This window comes from Synechococcus sp. BIOS-E4-1 (assembly GCF_014279995.1).
Taxonomy (GTDB): domain Bacteria; phylum Cyanobacteriota; class Cyanobacteriia; order PCC-6307; family Cyanobiaceae; genus Synechococcus_C.
On record NZ_CP047935.1, the window covers coordinates 1,156,739 to 1,177,769 of the forward strand.

The 21,031-nt window shown below is 53.3% G+C and carries 26 protein-coding genes; 13 read left to right on the plus strand and 13 right to left on the minus strand.

All coding sequences use genetic code 11. The annotated features are described in order from the left end of the window. Nucleotides 1–40 precede the first annotated feature (40 nt). The gene (locus SynBIOSE41_RS05940) at nt 41–739 is read left to right on the plus strand and encodes a dienelactone hydrolase family protein (RefSeq protein ID WP_186540001.1); all 699 of its coding nucleotides are present in this window, start codon (nt 41–43) and stop codon (nt 737–739) included. 547 nt (nt 740–1,286) lie between these two features. On the opposite strand, the gene SynBIOSE41_RS05945 is transcribed toward SynBIOSE41_RS05940, so the two are convergent. The 4 genes from SynBIOSE41_RS05945 to SynBIOSE41_RS05960 all read right to left on the minus strand — a co-directional run bounded on the left by SynBIOSE41_RS05945 (nt 1,287) and on the right by SynBIOSE41_RS05960 (nt 2,508). Beyond that, nucleotides 1,287–1,478, minus strand: a complete 192-nt coding sequence (locus SynBIOSE41_RS05945; RefSeq protein ID WP_186540002.1) for a hypothetical protein — start codon at nt 1,476–1,478, stop codon at nt 1,287–1,289. Next, entirely contained in the window at nt 1,478–1,681 is a 204-nt protein-coding gene (locus SynBIOSE41_RS05950) for a hypothetical protein (RefSeq protein WP_066909391.1), read from the minus strand. Before SynBIOSE41_RS05950 ends, SynBIOSE41_RS05945 begins: the two co-directional genes overlap by 1 nt. An 80-nt stretch (nt 1,682–1,761) precedes the next feature. Beyond that, nucleotides 1,762–2,232: a DUF805 domain-containing protein gene (locus SynBIOSE41_RS05955; RefSeq protein ID WP_186540003.1), complete on the minus strand. Its 471-nt coding sequence runs from the start codon at nt 2,230–2,232 to the stop codon at nt 1,762–1,764. 90 nt (nt 2,233–2,322) lie between these two features. Continuing rightward, nucleotides 2,323–2,508 carry a hypothetical protein gene (locus SynBIOSE41_RS05960; RefSeq protein WP_186540004.1) on the minus strand — a complete coding sequence of 62 codons (186 nt, stop codon included), beginning with the start codon at nt 2,506–2,508 and terminating at the stop codon, nt 2,323–2,325. 1,207 nt (nt 2,509–3,715) lie between these two features. On the opposite strand from SynBIOSE41_RS05960, the gene SynBIOSE41_RS05965 reads away from it, so the two are divergent. Beyond that, on the plus strand, nt 3,716–3,979 hold the full coding sequence (locus SynBIOSE41_RS05965) for a helix-turn-helix domain-containing protein (protein WP_186540005.1): 264 nt from the start codon (nt 3,716–3,718) through the stop codon (nt 3,977–3,979). Beyond that, on the plus strand, nt 3,979–4,248 hold the full coding sequence (locus tag SynBIOSE41_RS05970) for a DUF4326 domain-containing protein (RefSeq protein ID WP_186540006.1): 270 nt from the start codon (nt 3,979–3,981) through the stop codon (nt 4,246–4,248). The genes SynBIOSE41_RS05965 and SynBIOSE41_RS05970 overlap by 1 nt, the downstream gene beginning before the upstream one ends. Nucleotides 4,249–4,491: 243 nt before the next feature. On the opposite strand, the gene SynBIOSE41_RS05975 is transcribed toward SynBIOSE41_RS05970, so the two are convergent. From SynBIOSE41_RS05975 to SynBIOSE41_RS05985, 3 genes are all read right to left on the minus strand, one after another. Further along, a complete protein-coding gene (locus tag SynBIOSE41_RS05975; protein ID WP_186540007.1) occupies nt 4,492–7,176 on the minus strand; it encodes a primase-like DNA-binding domain-containing protein in 2,685 nt (894 codons plus the stop codon). 60 nt (nt 7,177–7,236) lie between these two features. After that, on the minus strand, nt 7,237–9,021 hold the full coding sequence (locus SynBIOSE41_RS05980; protein ID WP_186540008.1) for an ATP-binding domain-containing protein: 1,785 nt from the start codon (nt 9,019–9,021) through the stop codon (nt 7,237–7,239). Nucleotides 9,022–9,151: 130 nt separating this feature from the next. Beyond that, nucleotides 9,152–9,391 (minus strand): hypothetical protein, encoded by a 240-nt coding sequence (locus SynBIOSE41_RS05985; RefSeq protein ID WP_186540009.1) that lies wholly within the window; start codon nt 9,389–9,391, stop codon nt 9,152–9,154. A gap of 636 nt (nt 9,392–10,027) precedes the next feature. Here SynBIOSE41_RS05985 and SynBIOSE41_RS05990 point away from each other — a divergent pair. Further along, complete coding sequence (locus SynBIOSE41_RS05990) at nt 10,028–10,567, plus strand: hypothetical protein (RefSeq protein ID WP_186540010.1); 540 nt, start codon at nt 10,028–10,030, stop codon at nt 10,565–10,567. Here SynBIOSE41_RS05990 and SynBIOSE41_RS05995 read toward each other — a convergent pair. The 4 genes from SynBIOSE41_RS05995 to SynBIOSE41_RS06010 form a co-directional block, all read right to left on the minus strand. Next, nucleotides 10,554–11,123, minus strand: a complete 570-nt coding sequence (locus SynBIOSE41_RS05995; protein ID WP_186540011.1) for a site-specific integrase — start codon at nt 11,121–11,123, stop codon at nt 10,554–10,556. The genes SynBIOSE41_RS05990 and SynBIOSE41_RS05995 overlap by 14 nt on opposite strands. Nucleotides 11,124–11,316: 193 nt before the next feature. Continuing rightward, entirely contained in the window at nt 11,317–11,745 is a 429-nt protein-coding gene (locus tag SynBIOSE41_RS06000; protein ID WP_186540012.1) for a hypothetical protein, read from the minus strand. Continuing rightward, a complete protein-coding gene (locus SynBIOSE41_RS06005; RefSeq protein WP_186540013.1) occupies nt 11,745–12,089 on the minus strand; it encodes a hypothetical protein in 345 nt (114 codons plus the stop codon). Before SynBIOSE41_RS06005 ends, SynBIOSE41_RS06000 begins: the two co-directional genes overlap by 1 nt. Before the next feature lies 1 nt (nt 12,090). Further along, nucleotides 12,091–12,282 carry a hypothetical protein gene (locus SynBIOSE41_RS06010; RefSeq protein WP_186540014.1) on the minus strand — a complete coding sequence of 64 codons (192 nt, stop codon included), beginning with the start codon at nt 12,280–12,282 and terminating at the stop codon, nt 12,091–12,093. A 309-nt stretch (nt 12,283–12,591) separates the two neighbouring features. On the opposite strand from SynBIOSE41_RS06010, the gene SynBIOSE41_RS06015 reads away from it, so the two are divergent. Both SynBIOSE41_RS06015 and SynBIOSE41_RS06020 read left to right on the plus strand, forming a co-directional pair. Further along, nucleotides 12,592–12,732 (plus strand): toxin-antitoxin system HicB family antitoxin, encoded by a 141-nt coding sequence (locus tag SynBIOSE41_RS06015; protein WP_186540015.1) that lies wholly within the window; start codon nt 12,592–12,594, stop codon nt 12,730–12,732. Next, a complete protein-coding gene (locus SynBIOSE41_RS06020) occupies nt 12,732–14,174 on the plus strand; it encodes a hypothetical protein (protein ID WP_186540016.1) in 1,443 nt (480 codons plus the stop codon). Before SynBIOSE41_RS06015 ends, SynBIOSE41_RS06020 begins: the two co-directional genes overlap by 1 nt. Nucleotides 14,175–14,338: 164 nt before the next feature. Here the strand turns inward: SynBIOSE41_RS06020 and SynBIOSE41_RS06025 are convergent, their stop codons facing one another. Beyond that, on the minus strand, nt 14,339–15,940 hold the full coding sequence (locus SynBIOSE41_RS06025; protein ID WP_186540017.1) for a hypothetical protein: 1,602 nt from the start codon (nt 15,938–15,940) through the stop codon (nt 14,339–14,341). A 258-nt stretch (nt 15,941–16,198) separates the two neighbouring features. On the opposite strand from SynBIOSE41_RS06025, the gene SynBIOSE41_RS06030 reads away from it, so the two are divergent. The 7 genes from SynBIOSE41_RS06030 (at nt 16,199) to SynBIOSE41_RS06060 (ending at nt 19,752) form a co-directional block, all read left to right on the plus strand. Continuing rightward, nucleotides 16,199–16,813, plus strand: a complete 615-nt coding sequence (locus SynBIOSE41_RS06030) for a GIY-YIG nuclease family protein (RefSeq protein ID WP_186540018.1) — start codon at nt 16,199–16,201, stop codon at nt 16,811–16,813. Continuing rightward, on the plus strand, nt 16,813–17,250 hold the full coding sequence (locus SynBIOSE41_RS06035; protein WP_186540019.1) for a hypothetical protein: 438 nt from the start codon (nt 16,813–16,815) through the stop codon (nt 17,248–17,250). The genes SynBIOSE41_RS06030 and SynBIOSE41_RS06035 overlap by 1 nt, the downstream gene beginning before the upstream one ends. Next, on the plus strand, nt 17,237–17,665 hold the full coding sequence (locus SynBIOSE41_RS06040) for a hypothetical protein (RefSeq protein ID WP_222930582.1): 429 nt from the start codon (nt 17,237–17,239) through the stop codon (nt 17,663–17,665). Before SynBIOSE41_RS06035 ends, SynBIOSE41_RS06040 begins: the two co-directional genes overlap by 14 nt. Nucleotides 17,666–17,669: 4 nt before the next feature. Continuing rightward, a complete protein-coding gene (locus SynBIOSE41_RS06045) occupies nt 17,670–17,840 on the plus strand; it encodes a hypothetical protein (protein WP_186540021.1) in 171 nt (56 codons plus the stop codon). A 2-nt stretch (nt 17,841–17,842) separates the two neighbouring features. Next, nucleotides 17,843–18,181, plus strand: coding sequence for a thermonuclease family protein (locus SynBIOSE41_RS06050; RefSeq protein ID WP_186540022.1), 339 nt, complete (start codon nt 17,843–17,845; stop codon nt 18,179–18,181). Continuing rightward, a complete protein-coding gene (locus tag SynBIOSE41_RS06055) occupies nt 18,169–18,816 on the plus strand; it encodes a GIY-YIG nuclease family protein (RefSeq protein ID WP_186540023.1) in 648 nt (215 codons plus the stop codon). The genes SynBIOSE41_RS06050 and SynBIOSE41_RS06055 overlap by 13 nt, the downstream gene beginning before the upstream one ends. Before the next feature lie 612 nt (nt 18,817–19,428). After that, nucleotides 19,429–19,752 carry a hypothetical protein gene (locus SynBIOSE41_RS06060; protein ID WP_186540024.1) on the plus strand — a complete coding sequence of 108 codons (324 nt, stop codon included), beginning with the start codon at nt 19,429–19,431 and terminating at the stop codon, nt 19,750–19,752. 908 nt (nt 19,753–20,660) lie between these two features. Here SynBIOSE41_RS06060 and SynBIOSE41_RS06065 read toward each other — a convergent pair. After that, nucleotides 20,661–21,026, minus strand: a complete 366-nt coding sequence (locus SynBIOSE41_RS06065) for a hypothetical protein (RefSeq protein ID WP_186540025.1) — start codon at nt 21,024–21,026, stop codon at nt 20,661–20,663. Nucleotides 21,027–21,031 lie beyond the last annotated feature (5 nt).

Genomic DNA, 21,031 nt, shown 5'->3' on the forward strand with positions numbered 1-21,031 from the left:
GGGAACCAGTTATAAAGACTGTTTTATATATCCAGAATCGTTGGATAAGCCTGCCCCGATTGTGATTGTTATTCCTGATTATCATGGATTCACTCCATATGTTCAGGCAGAAGCGAGATGGTTGAGCGAGATGGGATTTGTTGGATATTGCATTGATATTTATGGTGAACAAGCGATGCCAAAGTTATCAGAGGATGCAGCGAAGAAGGTCATGCCTCTGTTCAATAATCGTGCAGAGACTCTTGCGCGCACGCACGCTGCGCTGACGCACGCCTGCTCTCTGCAAGGAGTTGATTCGACCAGATCGGGTGTGATCGGCTTTTCCAGTGGAGGCCTGTTTGCTCTTGACATGGCACGTCGGATCAAGGGCATTCGAGCTGTTGCTTCCATTTGGGGAGTCGCCCTGCCATGGGAGCTCAAGCCAGCACCGATGATTGAATCCAATGTTGACGGAGCAAGTTTGCTGCTCATTCACGGAACCAAGGATGTCTTTAATCCTATGGAGTCAAATATGAATATGATCCGAGAGCTGGATGAAGCAGGAACTGATTATCAGCTCATACTTCTGGGAGGCAAAAAGCATGCCTTCAGTTTGAAAACCGAGGATAATTTAGAGGTGATTGGCGGAGAGGAGCCTCAGGCACTTCTTTATGATGAGGTGGCTGATCAACGTGCACATCACTATCTAAAACACTTTTTTTCAGAAGCTTTTGAGAACAGTTCCAAGCAGGAATCATGAATCAGCTCTCTGGAGAGAGGGCTTTTTGCTGATCAGCAACGACAGCTGCTGGCCCTGGTCTTGGATGGGGTTTTGCGCTGCTTGGGCAACGTCCGGGAAACTGTTGTTTTCAGCTGCTGCTGGGATTGGTTGGAGTGTTGCTCCCGATCTGATGGCTTGACCCGTGATTGGCTTTTCTGAGGTTCAGGGGACGACCTCAGGGTTGCTATCACTGTCGTGATGCTGCCGCTGAAGCTTCGTCTGCTGCTTGGACGCTCGAATTGTGATGAGGGCTCCGCTGTGCACCGTGATCAGCACACACACCACCCTCAAATTTCAACATGCATGTCGCGATCGTTGTTGCGGGATCGATTGAGGCATGCAGCGCTTCTTTGCTGATGCGCTCCACCTCCATGCGTTGGTTGTTCAGACAGCAGCGAGACTCTTCGGCTCGGTCAGGCCATTGATTCGGTGGCTCAGCTGATCAAGCTGCAGATTGGGAGCCAAAGTCTGATGCTGTGCCTGTTGACGGCTATCGATTGTGATTCTGACTGATTCATTAAGTCATTCAGGTGTTCTGCAGCAGCCGGCGGATCCGCGTCAATGTGGACATACCCGACGATGCATTCCGCAATACGCCGTCGGGTTCGTCACAAGCGAACGCCCACCTCTGAACGGTCGCGCTGTGATCATGGCGAGGTGGTTTGCATTGTCGTTGCATCACATGCACCGCATCGCCTGACAAATGCACCGTGTGCATCAGTCGATGACGTAATTCATCGGGTCGTCTCCGTTGAAGCTGCTGCAAGGGGTTTGCGCCCGGCCGCCGGGAAGCATCGTTTCTGGAATCAACCCATCCTTGAAGCCCTGACAGAGTTCAGCCGGTGGTCTGCTGTCTACCCAGTCCTGGAAGTCGAAATCACTCCATGCCATCAGTTGTGCCATCAACAGAATTTCCTGCATGCCGACTCCGCTCTCACTCCATTGCTAGCCAGCTGAGCCTGTTGATGGCTTGTTCTGATCGCAAGCTGGCGCGGCCGTGATCAAGGCTGTTTGCTGTGGCGCAGGCTTGCGTATTGCTTACCGGGCCAGAAGAACAGTTTGAAGTTTGGATAAATCGCCAGGATGCCAAGGGTGATGATCAGTGACTGCATGCCAACAAAGGGAAACACCTCATACCCAGGCATCAGGCTGCTCACCACGGAAATGTAGAGCCAGTTTTTCTTTAAGCGTGGCCCCAGATCTCTCCATCGTCTCCAGGTGATCGGCAGCAAGAGAAAGATGTACAGAATCTCAGCCAGCAGCCACACTCTGACGGCGTGATCTGAACTCCATTGTGTAATTGCTGTCGATAACTCCTCGTAAGAGCTGCTGAAGTAACCTCTGAAAATCAAGGCAAAACAAACGAAGAAAATCAGTCCGCCAATGAATGACCTGAAGATGGCGCTACCCCAGTAATCAATGCGACCCATCTCTCCATCAAAAGAGAAGAAAGAAGGCTTTTCTTTGGTCATATCAATCAGACCTCAGCTGAATGAACGCTACCTGATTTGACGCTGAAAAGCGCAGCTTCGCTTTGCTCGATCATTGTTTGTTTTTGTCGTTCAGGCAGATGTTGCGCGAAGCCGCAGCGGCGGCCTGCAACAGCTCGGCATGGAAAGGTTTCCCGGCTTGCCCTGACAAGACTGCAGTACACGCATTTCATGCATCTGCATCATGTCTGGAGTGCTGAGCGAAACAGCGCCCATCAGTGTGACGGCGGCGCCGGCCAGGTCTGACTGGAAAGCCATCAAGGAGATTGCGTTGGAGATGTATCCGGTGTAATCACCCTCCGCATGTTCACGGCTCTCGTTGACCGGATGCAGTATCGCCTGTGACTTTGCTCATAGAGCAGGATCGAGTTCACTGGGAATGAGATTCCGCATGCAGTCTCGATAATCAAAGTATTGCTAGTTGGTGAGTTGCTGTCTGGAAGCGGCTGTTCAGGCACAACGCAAACGCACGGAACCTGGGAGATTACAAACAGGTTGTGAGAAGCTTTATCCGGTTAGGTGATGATTCAGGCCGTTGTCATGATTACTGAACAGATTTTCTGCCAACGAGAGAAGATCAATCCAAGGTGTTCGTCGCTCAGCTGCAAATAGCTGGCAACTGACAGGAAAAGATCAAAGCAGCAGTTAAGGACAAGGTTGTCGCTTCCATAGCCTGAAAAGCAGGGTTCAGCATCTCCACAGATGATATCAGTAGGGCTCAATCAATCCGAAGTTTCTGATCAATAGCTTGATGGTGGCGCAGGTGGAGCTCCTGCACTGTGCGGAATATCTGTATTTTATTGCCGTATGAATCCTTAGACGTTTGTCAGGATTTTGACGATTTTAAAATATATGCTACACGAAAAGATGGAAGGCAGATGGCTCCAGTGTAGGCGGCAGCTTAAACACTCAAATTCACTTCAATAGAAGAGGCTGTTTATTTTTTGATTGCCTCATTATTTGCATGGATTCAAATACAATGCCTGGCGTGGCTGGGCCCAGTTGGCCGCAAGTCGATCGAACCAAACGCCTATTGATGTCTGCGGTCAATTGGTGAACCCAGGCGATCTTCCTTCAGCGGCAGCCATCGATCTCGACACCCAGGCATGAGTGTCGACACAGATGCATGACTGGCTTTTGCTGCAGCCAGAGCTGCCTTAAGCCAGGGCTAGGGCCTTCTTGTTTTCGTCTTGCACGCTTGTTTCCACAACAAACGCAGTTTGAGTGCTGGACAGTGATCTGAGCAGCAGGGCGAAATGAGTTGCCGAATAGTTGCCGAGTGACACCATCCATAGTGCCCGTTTCGGTTTTGGGGCTTCTGGTGCGCGAAACCCTCGCTAAATTCCCAGTGTTCGGCCAGTAGCGCGGTCGTTCTGTGGAGAGCACCGGTAGCTCAGGTCCGCAATTCTACGATCACAAAAACCATGTAATCCCTTTTGTGCCATGGCTTTTGGGGCTTTTTGTGATGAGTGAAAGTGCAACAGCGTTGCTGATCGCCAAGGTCGAGCAACTGACTGCTGATGTTCAGACCCTGCTCCAGCGGGTGCCGAGTCATGAACGCAAATGGATCAGCCCCACTGAGCTGGCACAACGTGCGAACGTCTCGGTTCGCACGGTCCAGAACTGGCGCGAGTCAGGTGTGATCAAACCCGAGAACTTCCGCCCTGGTGGTCGCAGTTTCGAGTTTCACGTTCGTGCCTTGGATGACATCGATGCGAGGCGGGGCTGATGCCGGAGCGATTCAAGATCACGTCTCCGCTGATGAAGACACCACCAAACGGGAAACGGGTTTGCCGTCCGTACAAGTGGGGCAATCGCATCACCGTCGCAGAAGCGGGCAGCAATCAGGCCGCTTGCGATTGGTTCCTGGAGCACCAATGCACTGAAGAGTTTCGCGCTGCTGCCCGCAGAGAACTGAAGGGTCTGGATCTCGGTTGCTACTGCGACCTGGATCAGCCCTGCCACGCCGACATCCTCCTCAAAATCGCCAACAGCTAATGACTCACCTATCTGCATTCAGCGAGTTTGCTGGCCTTCCCCCAATCTCCGAATCTGACCGAAAGGCCTTTGAGGCGTTTTTGGATCAGGTTGAAAAACCCCTCACAGCCAAAGACCCCCTGGTGGATACCGCTTCTGGAACATCCAGACACGTGTTCTGGACCCTGCTGCTGGACAAGTCTGCTGGCCAATAAAAAAGCGGGGCACCACACCCCGCTTCGGTTTATTAACCACGCCCCCACCTTATTCGGGGGTGTGGCTTTCAAGCAGCTCTAGTTGTCCTTCGGAAAGTTTTGAGCGGTGGATCCAACCGTTCACCTGCGTGCCCCAGGCGTCCTCTTTGAAAGCCCCACCGTCCTTTGTCCAGAGCTCAGGGATCAGACGGAAACCAAAGAAGTGTGCTGGAACTCGATTTTCACCCTTGCCGCTGCGCTTGCGGTGCAGGTGGGGAACGATCTGCTTCAGACGGTTTTTGAAGTTCTGCAGAGCGAGCGCATTCCGCTGGCCATACATCTCGATGAACGTCGAGTAGCACTGGTAGATCTCCAATTCGTCGGGCACCTCATCTGCAGGTGCTGGTTCCAGGCATTGATCAACCCAAGCGTGCAGCGTGTCCATCTGAGCGGTGATGTCCTTCGCTGTCCGCTGCAGTTCGGGGTGCTGTTTCGCCAACACTGCTGCGACATCAGCAGCGGGCATGGCGAGTGCCCAGCCGATCAGTTGCCCGAGCTCTGCTTCCAGGCGGTCTTCCCAGATGTCGGCCTGAGTGGGATCAGTGGGGATCAGATCGGAGGGCAGTCTGGTGTCGAGTGTTCGCACCACCAGAACCCGACGCTTGAAACCAGTGTTCGCATCCTTCAGGTGAGGGAGCTGCGTGCTGGCCAGGGTGATCCGGCCTCTGAAGGTGAAGGCGATGGTGCCCTTGCTGAAGATGTCCCGAGCGGTCAGCACCTGGCCGTAATCCGCAAAGGGATAGAGGCAACCCGCATCCTCCTGTCGCCCTTGCAGATCGGGGAATGTGATGAGGTGGCTCTTGGCAGCGTGCTGGGCTCGTTTCTCAGGATTGTTCAGCTGATTGAAGTTCGTCAGGCTTGAGACGAGCTCCATGGGGAACATCTTTTGCAGCAGGCGCAATGCAACACCCTTGCCGCTGCCGGACTCACCCAGCACGAACAGAAAGATCCGACAGTGGTAGGTCGGATCAGCGTGATACGCGAACAGCGCTCGCCACACCTCCAGCAGCTGTAGGCCGAATGATGTGCGGATGAACTCTTTCGTCCATGGTGGGCACTCATCACACGGCACATAGTCGTGATCGATGCCGAAGGTGAGCCTGTAATTCTTGTCGTGCGGGCGCTGATGCCAGGTGTCGCCAATCTTCAGCAGCGTGCAGTTTTTGAATGCAATGGCCGTGGCGGGCGTGAAGGTTTTCGCATCGACGTAAGCCTGTGTGCCGACCCACTGGCAACAGCGAGTGACCATCGGCGTGGTGCCAAATTTTTTGCTCTTCACCATGACCACCTCGCCGCCCTGCTGCTTTGGTTTCCAGGTGTAGATGCGACTAAGCAGCTTGCTGATCTCCTGTTTCAGCAAGGTTTCTGAGTAGGGCACGTAATAGCCCTGCTGTGGGTCGTACTTGCGGAGAACACCGTTGAGATAGATCAGGTGTGAGCCTTCCGACTGCAGCTTGAGCTCAAACGCTTGCTGAACCTTGAGCTCAGCGGTTTCCTCTTCACCCATTTCAAAATCGAATTTGTGATCCCAGCGGGCTTGTGCTTCAGCAACCGCTTTGGCGGTGGCCGCTTTGGCTTCAGGGCTGGCTTTGAAGCCTTTGAGGTGTTCGTGCCAGACGCAACCCGATGCCTGTGCTGCTGTCTGCAGCCAGGCCATGGGATTGCTGGTCATGCCGTCGAAGCTGCCCCACTTCGCGTGGCAAACCCCATCCTCGTAACCGTGATCAGGGTCAGTGTTGCCAGCAGACCACTCATCCCACTCGCCAACGTCAAGGCCAAGTGCTTCGCAGGCCATTCCGGTTTTGAGCCACCAGTCGTAGCCGCTGACTCCAACCTCATTGAGGGTTTTTGAGTCAGGTGTGGCAGTGATGTGCTGGAGCAGTTCGCGGGCTTCTGTTGTTTGCTGCGACTGCTCAGCAGGGTCTAGTCCTTCGCGGGGCGTCCATTCGCTGGTTTTCTGTTCGTAGGCCGGAAGGATGGAATCGAGCTCCGCGACTGAATAGAAAGTGCCGGTCTGCTCGACGATCCGGCAGCGCTTCTTTGTGACCGGGTGTAATGACCCTGCTGCACGCATGACGCGGGCGGCATTGTGCAGGCTGGTGTCGATGCCGAAGGCTGGGTGGGCCTTAACGGCCTGGATCAGCCGCAGCATCAGTGCCTTGTGAGCTGCTGGGGACTGGCGGCTGGAGTATGTCCAGTAGAAGTGGAATCCACGCTGCCCGGTCTCCACTGTGAATGTGGCTTCTGGCATCCCCACTGCCTGCAAGATCCGCTTTGCTTCAGCGAGTTCGATGCCGCCATCACAGTCGGCCATCAGTGCTGGGCATCGTGCGATGTGGGAATCCTTGGCACCGAAGATCCTTTTACCTTCGATGTCCTGCCACTCAGGAACCCAGATCAGGGTGGCGGGATTTTCATCCCAATCAGCAGGCTGCGGCAGTGGTCTGCCGGGGATGAATCCGAAGCCGTGATCCTGGATGAATTGGATGGCGACATCTGGATTGGATGGCCTGAGCTTCTGGTGACTGCAGGATCCCTGTTTCCAGTTCACTAGAACAAGCTCTTCGTGATCACCAATGCCGAGCAATTCCAGCTGCTTGTTGAACTCGTCGGTGATCAGAGGCTGATTAAGCATCTGATCAAGTTCAGCAGCAGAGGGGATGGTGATCTGAGGTTTTGCTGTATCTGCCAACATGAAATCTGGTGGGGTGGTTAAAGCGAGCGGGGGCCTGTAGTTAGGCCCCAGTTGTGCGAACTACTGCCGGATGAACAGCTCGTGGCTGGCCCTGGAAACTGCAACGTAGGTCAAACGATTTAGATCGGTGCTTTTCTTGCAGCAGTCAAGATCGAGCATGTCAACGAAAACCGTTCTGTATGTGCTGCCTTGAGATTTGTGGACGGTCATGCAGTAACCAGGTTCAACAGGACTGAAGAACTCCGCTGCCTCGTAATACTTGCGCCAGTGGTAGCGCCTGGAATCCTCAAGATCTGCATTCCACTTGCCTTTTGGGTCATTTTTCTGCTTTTGCAGCGCCAAAGCTTTGTCTTTGCGGCGTTTTTTCACTCGCTCCATCAGATCTTGATCAGCAGGATGCAGGGCCAGGAATTCAATATCCTTGCTGATGTCATATTCGTTTTTGATTTGAGGCATGAAACCTTGAATTTCGTAACCCCTAACTCTCTCCCCGTCGAAGTCATGGACAGTGCTGCGGGTCTGCAGAACTGTGATCTCAGTTGCACTGCCGCAGAGCAATACCTCATCGAGAGGGCACATGATTGCGTCAGTTGAAAGAAGTCTTTCACCCGGTTGAAAGGGTTCAGCACCTGGCCCATAAAGGTGATCACGCGCCATTGTGTTCAGCTTGTTGACGGTGGCATTTCGATAGGCCAAACACTGCACGTCATATTCACCACGACCACCGCTGTCCTGTTTTTTCAGGTAATCAAGCCAGCTGCTGATCCATTCAGAGGAATGCAGCACTGCCACGCTGGATTCGGTGCCATCGCCAGGATCACTGACCATTGCCGGCCGACCTGAGAGACCGTGTTGACGTACAGCGGTCGCCAGGCTGAGGACTGGCCCGGAATGCCTCACCACATTTTCGAGCTTGACGCGAACATCCCAAAGGTCAGCAGGCCACGGGCTCTCTGCATCGCCTGGATTGAAGATTGAGCTGGTCCCTTTTACGGGATAGAGCTGCCGGGGATCACCGATTCCAATCAGAACAATTTGAGCATGTTTGCGTGGATAGTCCTTGTCTTCAGTTCGCTTGCACAGTCGTTCCACCAGCAGCTCCAGATCCGAATCGGGGATCATGCTGAGCTCGTCTAGGAACACAACCCGCAGATCGGGATCGGTGTAGGGCAGATCGCTTGGCTTGACTACAAAATCACGGTTGCCTTGGTTGTCGTAGATCTTTTTCTTGCCGAGAAACTTGGTGAGTGTGGTGACTTCCAGGTGCTTACAGCCGTTGTCTTCGAGCTTGTTTCGGAGCTCGTTTGCTGCTTTGTGGGTGGGTGCGATGCACTCGATAGCAGTGCGGGGATTTTTGAAGTACCACTCACACCACCTCACGATTGCAGCAGTGACAGTGCTTTTGCCGGTGCCTGAATAACCCGAGATGTTTGCAGCCAAAACGGAAGTGTCTTTGCCGGGTTCGTGTGATGACTTGGCCTGCTGGATCAGCCTGACGACTGAAGCAAAACCAGCATGTTGCTCGTCATTTAGGTGATCAGCGGAGCAAACACCGCTGGATCGGAAGGTGTGGGAACGCATTTCAGGTTGATCGGGTGTGCAGGATTTATCGGCTTGCGCGGCAAGGGACTTCACAACGGCAGGGGCGTGCCACAGGAATCCAGCATTCGGCGAGGATCCCTTCGCAATGAAGTGAATGCCGGGATGAAATAACGGAGGTTTGGATCTTCGGAGCTTGTCAATCGACTGCCGAGACATGCTCAGATAACGGCATAGTTCTGCCGTTGGAATCCATCCAGCCGTATTCACCCCACCCGACCTTTCGGCCAGTTTGATGAAAGACATTGGTTGTGGTGCTTGTGGTTAAAGGAGCAAGTCGCAGTGAACCCAGGTTCAGCTGCTCGAAGAATTACCGTCTGTCTTGCGAACTTCGTGTTTTCACTATAGCGACACTTTTTTTTTGGTTTTAACAACCTCAGCTCTTCATCAATTCTTGGCAAGTGCGGAGGGCACGATCTACCAGCAGCCAATCGATGTCTGGGCCGCCAATTTCGCGAACATTCGGGAAACAGGTGCGATGTTGCACCAACCTGGCCACTGAGCTGTCGAGCATGGTGAGTGCTGCCTGCACTTCTGCAATCAGTGCTGATTCTTGCTGCTGCGCTTCCTGCTGAACCTGCTTTTGCACAGTGCTGACCAGGGATGCACCGCTCATGAATGCTGCTGCTGCGTCGGGCCAAGTCTATCCGAGCACAAACGAATGTATGCGCTTGATTTGTATTGTGAAAACCTAAGTGGCTGATTGTGCTACAAAACAAAGCTTGATTGATAGATAGCGCCAGGGCAGCAATCGGTGCTCCTTTTTGTGGTCCCATACCTTGAGCTGGGGGTACCACACTTGGTCCCATACCTTGGACCTGCCGAGATCCCTTCTGCTGCAGTCGGGTACCAGGGTCCCACACCTTTTTTGGGTTTATTGCATCTCTTTTCCTCTCGCTCTACCCCCTTACCCCTCTCAACTCACCTCAATCTCCCTCAAGCATTAAGTGGGAAAAAAGTATGGAAGGTATGGGACCCCCTCACAAAACGCAGTCGTGGACACTGCTGAAGGGTCCCATACCTTGCTGCTCAAGGTGTGGTACCAGGTGTGGGACCTACTCCCCAAGGTGTGGGACCTACGCGCCTGCGGCGCAAAATAGCCCCGCCGCTGACGCTGGATGCAATCTGCTGGAGTTAGTGATGCTTACTCGGGGCAAATTGAAGCTGCCGGTCATGGTGACTTTTAAGGCATTAAAGTGTTGCTATGGGGAATACAATCCGACGCCGAAAGGATGACAGCAGCTCTTACGGGGTGAAAGAAGATCTGAAAGAACGTCGGAGGCAGGTGTTCAGCCATAGGTGCTGTGGTTTATCCATCCGTGGCATTGCAGAGGTGATGGATCTCAGCAAAACCCAGGTGCAGAAGGATCTGAACTGGGCATACAAGGAGTGGGGCGATCAGCCTGACAACACTCGCGAAGCAATCCAGGCCGAGCTGGTGGAGGTTCTTCGCCGGGCCGTTGCGCTGACGATGGCCGATGCCGAACGCCAGAGCCGTGAGGGTGTTTCCATCACCACCACCGATGGCGAAGGCAACGTCATCCAGCGCCAAACGAAAAAGCAGATCGATCCCCGCACCGTTGCTGAGCTCGGGAGGACGGCTCAGAGGTTTGCGCGGATGATCGGCGTCGATGCAGGCATTGATGGTGGTGGTCCCACCGCAGCGGTCCAGGTCGTGCTGCCAGCCCCCGCAGATCCATCGGCATTCATGGCAGCAGCAGAGCCGGTCAATGTCACTGCAGAGGCAGATGAGGTGCAGCTGGAGGCATCAGAGAGCATCAGCCCTCAATAACGCTCATCACCTCACTGCCGGCCACATCCAGATACTCACCCAATCCCTCCAGAGATTTATGGCCAGTTACTTTCTGGATCGCTTTGAGGCTGCAGCCACGACGCAACGCATTTGTGGCCAGTGATCTCCTAAACGAGTGTGTCGATGCTCCAGGAATCGCCAACCCGGCCAGGGTGGAACGTAGCGCCAGGTCCGCTGCCTGCCGGGTCATGGTCTCTTTCATCGATGACCGTGCTGGAAACAGGTAGTCCCCTGGCTTGGGATCACGACCATGGGCCTTTCGCCATGCTTCGCGATAGCGATTGAGCTCCACCGCCAAACGCTGGCCAACGTCAACCTGTTTGGTGCGATTGGTTTTGGTGGTTCTCCGTTTGAACGTAACCATGCCGCCGTCTACAGCCCGCCACTGCAGGCTCAGCGCTTCGCTAACCCGCGCTGCTGTCCATCGCTGGATCGCCCACAAAGCGCGGTGGTTCGCTGCTGGGGCGGCATTCAGCAGCTGATCGAGCTGTTCTTCCGTCAAAACCGCTGCTTTGCCGTTGCCGTCAACTTTCATGGTGACTTGCTGTTCTTAAGGATTGACAAGTGGCCAGTAATTACTGGCATTTCAGGGGCTCTCAAAACCAAACCAAAACGACAAGTGAGACGTTCGGGCACAAAGATCCCGCTGATGCTGGTGAGCGATCAGCGGATGAGACTGTTAGGGGTTGAGTTTGAGTGGTGGACTGGCTTTTGGATGAGACAAAATCTCATCGCTTGGCGCTGGAGTCCTTTTGGTTTGCGAGCCGGACGGCCTGAACCTGTTCGGCCAGCTCATCAGGATCCGGTGGTGGAACACTCGTGATGGATCCTGTGGACTTGAGCGTTTCGCGAAGCTCGCGGCCCAGACGCGCAACGGCTTTCCAGTCACCGTCAAGGTGAGCACTGGCCAGGGCCTGAGCCGTGATGATCTGAGCCATTGCGGCCAGATCACTGCCGGATGGCCGACCGCTAATCCCTTGCTGGCCTCTGATCTCGCCAGCTTCGCGAGCGAGCCGGTAGGCCTGAGCTCTGCTGTATCCGAATTGCCTCTGCATGGAAGCCACCACCACCGAAGTGGGAGCGGCCAGGTCCATGAGCTGACAAGCGGCCTCAATGGCCGCCTGTTTCTCAGCGCTTGTTTTGGTGCCGCCTGCCATCAGACCACCGCGAAAGTCCAGACCGTGCCGTTGCCCTTGGCGTTGGCCGTGTAATGGATCAGCCGATACTCGGCCACGCGCCACTCGGCAATGCAAGCGATCGCTGCAGCCAAGTGATTCTCAGGAGTGGTCAGGCTGTAGTCACTGGCCACGTTGGTCTGATCACCCGTGCCGAGATCCATGGCACGAAAGCGCGAGCCATGGTCATCGGTCGGTTGCACATATGTGGTCTCAATGACGGTTGTCAGAATCCGCGGCACTGCGCGGTTGTGAAAATCCATGACCTGGCGAGCGTCAGCCGCCGAGTAGCGGCCAACGGTCGGAGCGAGAGCGCTTGCTGTCATCTCAGGCAGCCTCCACATAGATGACGTAACCGCTCTGCAGAGTCGCCGCGTTGCTGACGCCACGCTCTGTCATGAGCTTGTGGCGAGCTTGCGCGACTACCTCAATATCACCGATTGAGAGAACCTCAATATCTGCGAATCCGCGAAAGCGCACGTGATACCGCTCCACGATTGCAGTGGAAAAAAGTGTCATTGACTTGTGGGAAATAAAATTAAATAGCCAGAGGCAGATGGTTAGCCTGCCATGACGTAATCATAACACTTAGGGAGGCATACCAGGGGGCGCAGTGTCAATTTATTGAGTGGATTTGGTACCCGAGACTTACAGATAGTGATTTCTAGTTTTTAACACTCAGGTTCAATTGTGCTAGTTATCAATTAACTCCAATTGTGCTAACAATTGGCGGGGGCAGGGGTCGAATCTGCTGAAAACCCCAAAAGCAGCCTCCATCTGCATTTTTACCGCAAAATACCTCTTACAATGCGGTAAAAGCATCACCCCGTGCAGGAATATAAGCCCACAAGACTCACCTCAATCCGTCTGCCGGAATCACTCCATCGCAAGGCAAAAGCAGAGGCCGCAAACCAAGGAATCAGCCTGTCGAAGCTGATCACACAAAGCATCGAGCGCATGGTGAACTGATGGAGTTGCAGAGCCCCAATCCATTCCAGGAATTACTGCTCAAGGCACCACTCGATGAGCACCTGTTCTGCGGAACTGGCAAAGCAGTGGGCAAGAGTGCTGGCATCAAATTCCTCGTGGCCAGAGACGCCACGATGCTCGGACAGGATTACGCCTGTTTGATCATCAGAAGCAGCTTTCAAGCGCTGCTAGAGATCCAGGCAGACCTGCTGAAATACCTCAGCGCAGTGTTTCCAGGCACGCGATATTCCACTGCTGATATGACCTTTCGGATCGGCGGCAAGGATGCGCCATACGGCTCGATCGAATTGGCATACAGCGCAGCTAGCCCCATGGAGCAGGTCCGGGCCATGACCCGCCTGCAGGGCCGATCGAAGTCCACGATCATCGTTGATGAGGCCGGTGCCACGCCAACCATCCTGGAGTTCACGGATGAGCTTGCGGGCGTTTTGCGGGGCGCGCCAACAGTCCCGCGGCGAATGATCATGCTGGCCAACCCCGGCGGCCCAGCCCACAGCGAGCTGAAAGCACGGTTCATTGATCCGCTGCCGTTCCCCCTGGAACACATGCGCCCGCAGCGGTTTTACAGCGATCACTACCAGCGTTACTGCATCTCACTGACGGCAAACGCCAGCGTCAACCCGCACATCGATTGGGATCGCTACCGCAAAGAGATCGAGTTGATGGCGCACGGCGACCCCGACGTGCTGGAGGCTCTGCTGCACGGACGCTGGGGTGATCTCGCTGGCGGCAGTGCATTCGGCCCGGTCTGGTCTCCCCGCCGCTGCAGACACGAGATCCCTGCTGAATACGACCTTTCAGGCCACCAGCCCGCGCCATTTGTGGTTTGCGACTGGGGAATGTCGGCACCCTCGGCGTTCTATCTGGTGGTGCCGCGTCCCCCTGGCCTGGAGACACCAAAAGGCTCGATTCATTTTGCCGATGAGCTCTACACGTGTGCCCGAGATCGCAGCGGCAGACAGTGGTCCCGAGGATCCATGCTCACCAATCAGGAGCAAGCCGAAGCCGTGCGGGAATGGCTGGAGCGCTGGGGCCTCGCACCTCGCTCCACGCGAATCCTTGCTGATGACGCGATCTTCGCTCGCAATGGCAGCCCGAACGGGTCTGTTGCCGGAGACTTTCGAACAGCAGGTGTGCCGATGAGCCCTGTGGGCAAAAACACGGCAACGATGGAGGCTGGCCTGGGAGCTCTCAAGTCCCGTCTTGCTTCCACCCGCAAGAACTACGACGCACCCTGGCTGACCTGGAGCACCCGCTGTGCTGCATGGGAAAACACGGTCCCATCACTGAGCAGAGATCCAAACAATGTGGAGCGGATTGCACCAGGTCAGGTTGATCACGCTGCTGATGCTGGCCGCTACGCGGTGGTGTGGGCTAATGCCAAATGGCGGACGGGCAGAACCAACGTCCGGGTGTGGTGATATCGGTGCGGAGCCGAAGCTGTGACAGACGTACCAGCAACAGCTGCAAATCACTAATGCTCATGCGCTATGCGCTGAGCCGTTGTCAACTTTTTAACCGCTGTAGCCATTCCACCTGCGAAAGTAATGACTAAGGCCGTCATCACAGTTGCAAAATATTGGAATCAGAAAAATACATCTAATACATTGCATACAAGATTTCCACCACACTTTGATCTTGGCTTTGTGGTGAAGTTTGAATATCCAGAGCCTTGTACTAACGAATCACTGGAATTCAATTTCCCTGTTGCACATTGAATTCTGCTACCGATACAGGGCTTCACCGTGTCTGAAGGCATGGAGTTGGTTCCACCTTCCGGAATCACAGTCGCTGCGGGGATTGGAGGTGTTGTCGTTCTGGAGGGTTGGACAGGTTGGGTTGTAGAGGCTTCGATCACTCGGCCCGTCCCACTTTGCAGTGGGTCGGTGTATGTGGGTTTGGTTGCGCCAAGGACATTCGCGCAGCTCTCAACCACCAGATCCTCGAAGCCAGTGCCTGGAACTTCCCAGGCGCGCCACTTAGACCAGCGGAGCTTGCTGATCTTGGTGTTACTGCAATCAACCGCCACCTCTGTGATGCCACTGCAGCCTGATGCTTTGACGCTGCGAACACCTGATGGAGATTTACCCCAGCTCTTCCAGTCGTAGGTGCAGTTGCCGAGCAGTCGGTAACGCTTGCGGCGTTCCTCTTCGCTCTTAAGGCGTGCAATGCGGGCAGCTTCTGCACGTCGATCAGCGGCCAGGCGTTCTGCCTCTGCACGTCTTGCGGCGGCAATCTCCTCGGCTCGGCGGCGTTGTTGGATCTGTTCTCGGATCCGGCGCTTCTCTGCTGAATCAGGAGCTGTATAGGTGGTGCCGACTGGCATTGTGCTGCCTGAGCTGGAACCGCTGAAGCCAGGAAGATCGGGCCAACTGGCACCACCAGAACGCAACGGGCGAATGCCAAGCACTGGAGCCCTTGCAACTCGCACCATGCTTCCAGCAACCAGCATCCTGGAGAGTGGAACGCCAGGGTTGTAGTCCTTCAGTTGTTGCAGGGTGATGCCATGGTCCCTGACGAATGAAGACAGGGACTGAGCAGCTTTGATCTCAACCACATCCTTTCGGGGTGGTGGTGAACTCAACGGAGCTGTTGTGCGGAGTGATCCAGGAACAAATCGAGAAGAGTCAGCAACATCACCACGACTGGCTTCAGGCAAAACCACCCAGCTGCCCTCCCTAAGCAGGGCACCGGCTGGTCGTTCATTCAGCTCTGAAAGCTCTTTCAAAGAGAGATCAAGCTCTCTTGCAATCACATTGAGATCGCTGTCTGCAGCAAGCTCAACCCAGATCACTGAGGTGACATTGGGCAACGTAGAAAAGAGCTGTTGAGGGCTGTAGTCATCGCTATCGGCGATCACCCTCGGCTGTAGTCGGCTGCTGCGACGCCGTACCGCCACTCCGCTGCTGCATTCCAGCTGTGTGAGCGCACCAGTTCGGCATGCCTGCTTGAAGGCTGGGACGTCAATGGGGCGGGCCTGTTCCTCAGTATCAAGCTGACGCCGCTGGCGTGGCGTGATGACGCCATTTCGTTCCAGGGACTCCAGCGATCGATCGAAGGTGAGTGGAGGTGGAGCCGGCTTGAGCTCAGGAGGGGTTACTTCCCCCAGTAATGCAGGAATATCAGCAAGTGCTGGTGTCGTGCCAAGCAATGCGGCGGCAGCAGTAACGGCGGCAATTCGCTTCATGAGACCGGGATTGATCGGTTCGTGAGTTGCCGCGTCGTCTCACTCTCGACGCAGGAGGGGACATTAGCCGAAAGGGTTGGTGCCCCCAGGAGTGAGCTGGGGGCTGCATTGGACCAATACGCCAATACCTTCCTGCAGAGCTGGTTTTGGCGCATCACCCGATCGGGTGAATACCCCCAATTAAGAGCCCGCCTAAGGAGCTCATTTGGGGGATGTGCCCTAATTCAAATCGACGGAAAGTAGTGCTGGAGGACTTCCATGACTGAAGGCATCGTCTACGTACTCACCAATCCGGCAATGCCGAAGATGGTGAAAATTGGCCGGACAGGGCGTGACATCGATGAACGGCTGAGCCAGCTGTATTCGACAGGTGTGCCACTGCCGTTTGAGTGCGCTTATGCCGCCAGGGTGGCGGACATGGACAAGGTGGAGAAGGCTTTCCACAACGCTTTCGGGCCTTACCGGGTCAATCCCAAACGCGAGTTTTTCAGCATTGATCCTGAACAGGCAATCGGTCTGTTGGACCTGATGAAGTTGGAGGACATGACTCCAGCCGTTCAGGAAGAGGCATCACTGGTTGATGTTGAGGCGAAGGCAGCTGTCGAGAAATTCAAAAAGTCCAGGCGACCAAACCTCAGATTTTCAAAGCTTGGAATTCCTGTAGGTGCAACGCTGCAATTCACTGAAGGCGATCAGACATGCCAAGTGGTCTCCAGAAAGCACGTTGAGTACGACGGCAAGCAATGGTCGATGACTGGTCTTGCCCATCACCTGACAGGACTCTCACGAGCATTACGAGGTTCCTCTTATTTCAGGTACGAAGGCGAACTGCTTAGTGACTTGTACGAAGAGGCATACGCGGAGGAGGACTGATGAACGCCGCTGCCATTCAACGTCTGGTGCCAAAACTGTTCAGGGTCATCGCTGAACTTGAAGCGGCAGCACCTGGCAGGCACTTCACGCCTGATGGGCATCTGATTGGAAGCATCGGTGAAGTCATCGCGGCAGAACGCTACGGGCTGACTCTGACCACTGCCAGCACAAAGGGAATCGACGCGCACGACGCCCAAGGGCGAGCCGTTGAAATCAAGTGCACCGGCAAAAACAAAGGCGTTGCCCTGCGTGGTTATGAACCATCTGCAGAACGCTTTATCGCGTTGCAAATCAACCGCGATGGTTCTGCCGTTGAGGTCTACGACGGTCCTGCTGCACCTGTCTGGACTGCAGTCGCGCACAAGGCAATGCCAGACAACGGACAACGGACCATCAGCCTCAACAAGCTGCGCCAACTGCAAGATGGAAAGCAATGACAGAAAGAGTGCCGTCATCGACTCATGGGAAATGACACTTTCCCTCGGATGGGGGATGCGAGTTAAGCGCGTCATTGTGCAAACTCAAAAAATGAAAACCATCAATCCAATTACTGCGTTCGTATTATCAATATGCGCACTTCCTGCCGCAGCAACTTTAGAAAAGGCTGCATCGCTTCTAGCCCAAGAAAAAATTGTAAGGAACGAAGCACAATATGCATTGGAAGTTAACGGTGATACAGATTCTGCTTGCCATTTGTACAGAAAGGCTTATCAGCTTGGAGGCGATGCATACAAAGCATATCCATCCGAATCAACAGCAACTATTCAGTATAAATCAGTATTTACACTAAAAAAATATTGCAATCAACTATACCCAGAATTTCAAAATGACTATCCATTGCCCGAGCGATGAACAAGTGAAAGAACACACCAAGAGCAAGTTCGATTTGATATTCCTTGAATCAGACGGATCGCTAAGGATCGAAACAGTTGATGCGGTTGACAAAGCAGCCGCAAGACAGATGGCTGGCAAGGCAGTTCAAAAAGTGAAAGCGGTTGTTTTCAGCGATCAGAACTCAGAGGATTAATCATGATGCTTGCAGCCCTTGCTTCAGTGCTGATAAGCAGCTGCTATGACGGCGACACCTGCCGCAGCAATTCCGGCGAAAAGATCAGGCTTGCTTGTATCGACACGCCAGAACTGCGCGGCAAACGTGCCAACCCTGTTCCTGCCAAGGCAGCACGGGACTATCTACGCAGGCTTGTCGTTGGACGTGACGTAGGCATCAGACGTATTACCAAAGACCGTTATGGGCGCACGGTGGCTGAGCTGTTTGTCGATGGCTCAAACGTGCAACAGCAACTGGTCGCTGCTGGCCATGCAGACATCTATTGGAAGTACGCGCATCAGTGCGGGTGGACGCGCTGATGCAGAACAAGCACTACTGCCTCCAATGGAAAGATCCAGCTGACTTTTCCAAGGGAACCATCTGGACCTACATGGAAACCGCTGCTTATGAGCACGCAGGAATTCCACGGTCAGAAGACGGAATGAGTCGCTTTCAAAAAATGGGTGGGCACCAGCCAACGGTGTGCATGCGCGGCACAAAGTGGGAAGCAACTTGGGAAGACGGCACAACATTCACGATTCGTTCCAGCCCACAAGCAACCAAGCCGGTGATGGTGTCCATCGCATTGCGTTGGACAAATCCACCCAAACAGCTCAAGCGTGATGGTGGGCAACCATTCGCAGTAGAGACCCTGAAAACGACCACAGATGCATACGTGTATCTAGTTCGGCTTCTTACTTTTGAGCCAACAGCAAGCGGGGCGAGCTATTTCAAAATCGGGAAAGCAGTTTCAATCCCAAACAGGATCAAGCAGTTTGGTCCTTGCGAACTGATTGCCCATGAAGTCCATACAGACCCAGGATCAGCCTTAAAGCGTGAAACGGCACTACACAGTCAGTTCAAACAATTCAGGCGTCCAGACACTGAGATATTCCTAATGACTCAGCAGGAGCTGAATCAGGTTGTCACTGCAATGAATCCAGCCAAAGCCTGAACACTGCTTAAAGGCGACTGGGCTTGGAGTTTTAGTCCTTTTGGGGGATGCGCCTTCACCACCCTTTCAGCGACTGTGCCAAGACGGATTGATCTGAATTTTTGTAATGAACGGGAAAGAAACACTGATTGCCGTAGCAGCTGTGCTTTTCCTGCTGTGGCAGTGCGGTCATCAAGCGAAAATGCAGCAAAGAGGAACCATCAGGCAAACAGCGGAATACCTTCAAGACTGCGAACTCGGTGGCGGTTCGAAAAGTGAATGCCTTGGGTGGGCTTAGAAAAGGATTGAAAGCGGTAATTAGGGCATCACCACCTGGGCTAAACTATGTACGATAGATTTCTTGTTTTTGTCCCAATACTGGTCCTGGGGACACTGATTATTTTCGGGTTAGGTTACCTGCAAAAGGGCGATTACATCGGAGGGTTCTGGCTTCTCGGGATGGCATACGCCTTTGCACTTGTATTGAAGAGGACCATTGAAGAGAGCCGGTGATTCCAATCAGACTTGACGTCTGAATGACCTTTTGCATGGAGGTCAACAAGTGTCTGTCCTTGTTCGGCATGGCACCACGTTGGCAAATTCACTCGTTTGGGTGATGCGTTTTCAGCTTGCTTGGCTGACAGTGAAACCACTGACAGAAACACTATGACCGGTGACATGGAACAAGATTCACGCGAAGAATTGGCTCGACTTTGCGAACGCGCCACAGCATTTGGCTCCCGTGATGAGTTCCTTGCTGTGGTCCATGACGAAATTGAAACGCAGGTGTTTCTGCTGCACGTCAACGGAATGTGGCCAGAGCTTCTAAGCGAATTTGAGGCTCACGATCTCAAGGACCCAAACATGAAATGGCAGGTCAGCGATCTGGGCACAGAAGCTGAAGTTGAAGCATTGCGAGCAATGCACAGGGGTTACCCCGAAATACACGTTTGGTAATTCCAGAAGGACATTGCACTAATTCGATTCTCCCTAATGACAAACAGAACAGGTATCGAAATAGCCCTAAATCGAATTGTTGATGCGTTGCATACGTAAAACGAAATGCTGGAAAGACAGCAAGTAACGCTCCAAGAAATGAGTCAAACCACAAGTCGCGATATTGACATACCGGATGACAGCAATTTGCAATATCACGTGCAAAGCTTAAAAGAGACTTTGTCGGAAATTAACTACAATCTCACACCCAGAAAAGGGCTTTTTGGGTGAAATCAAAGCTGGTATAAAACTATCGAAGAAATTGCTGGACAACCAAATCAGAATGGCGGTTCCCAATCAATCTGCTTGCCTTCAATCAGGCACCGTGCCCGCTCTTCATCCACCCTGCGCTGCTGCTTGAAAATCTCGAAATCGAAATGACAGCAGAAAAAGTTTCACGTCGCTACGCCAAAGCCTTTACTCTAAGGACAATTATCCCAATATTTCTTCGTGAATAGGAGGTACCTTCAAATGGCCGCTATTTCTTATATGAATACGAATAAACTCACCTTTGTCTTCATTATCTTTGCCCAGGTCACTGCGGATCGCAGCGTTTTCCTCGCAAAGCCTCGCTTCTTACCCACCTGTTATAATCATTATTATGAATAATTATACCCTCATCCTGATAGTCGTAGGGCACAAAGTCAGAACACTTATTTGATTCATAATATTGTTGACCCGAAGACAAGAGGCCAACTATTGAAGGGGCGTGAAATGCACCTATTAGCACAGTGAGAGCTATTATTAGTCGCATAAAATCGAGGCAATTTACCAAGAGCATTCGAGCAGGATGAACACTAATTACTTTACTGCTACTTTTTAGCCGAAGCTTGACAGCAGTTTTTCAGCAACTTGCGTCTATCATTCAATCAATAGCCATATGTATTGATTCGATAGCCACCTCCGTAGGTTGGGCTGATCGTGGTAGTACTATTTTGGCCAGACGGATAATCATAACTATTAATTCGATACCCACCGTTATAACTAGGCATAATGGTTGAATTTCTATACCCACCCATAGAATCATAGGTGTTAACTCTATATCCACCACCAAAAGAAGGGGTAATAGTTGTATCGCGATAACCCCGATCAGATCCCCAAAAGCTATTGAGCATAGATTGACCAAAGGATTGCGCAATCATGCCGTTGTATTGATTGGCATGTGCATCGAGACTTACGCCGATACAGGCTGCGGAGGCGAAAGTGCCAGCAACAATCAATTTGATGAATTTCATTTAAA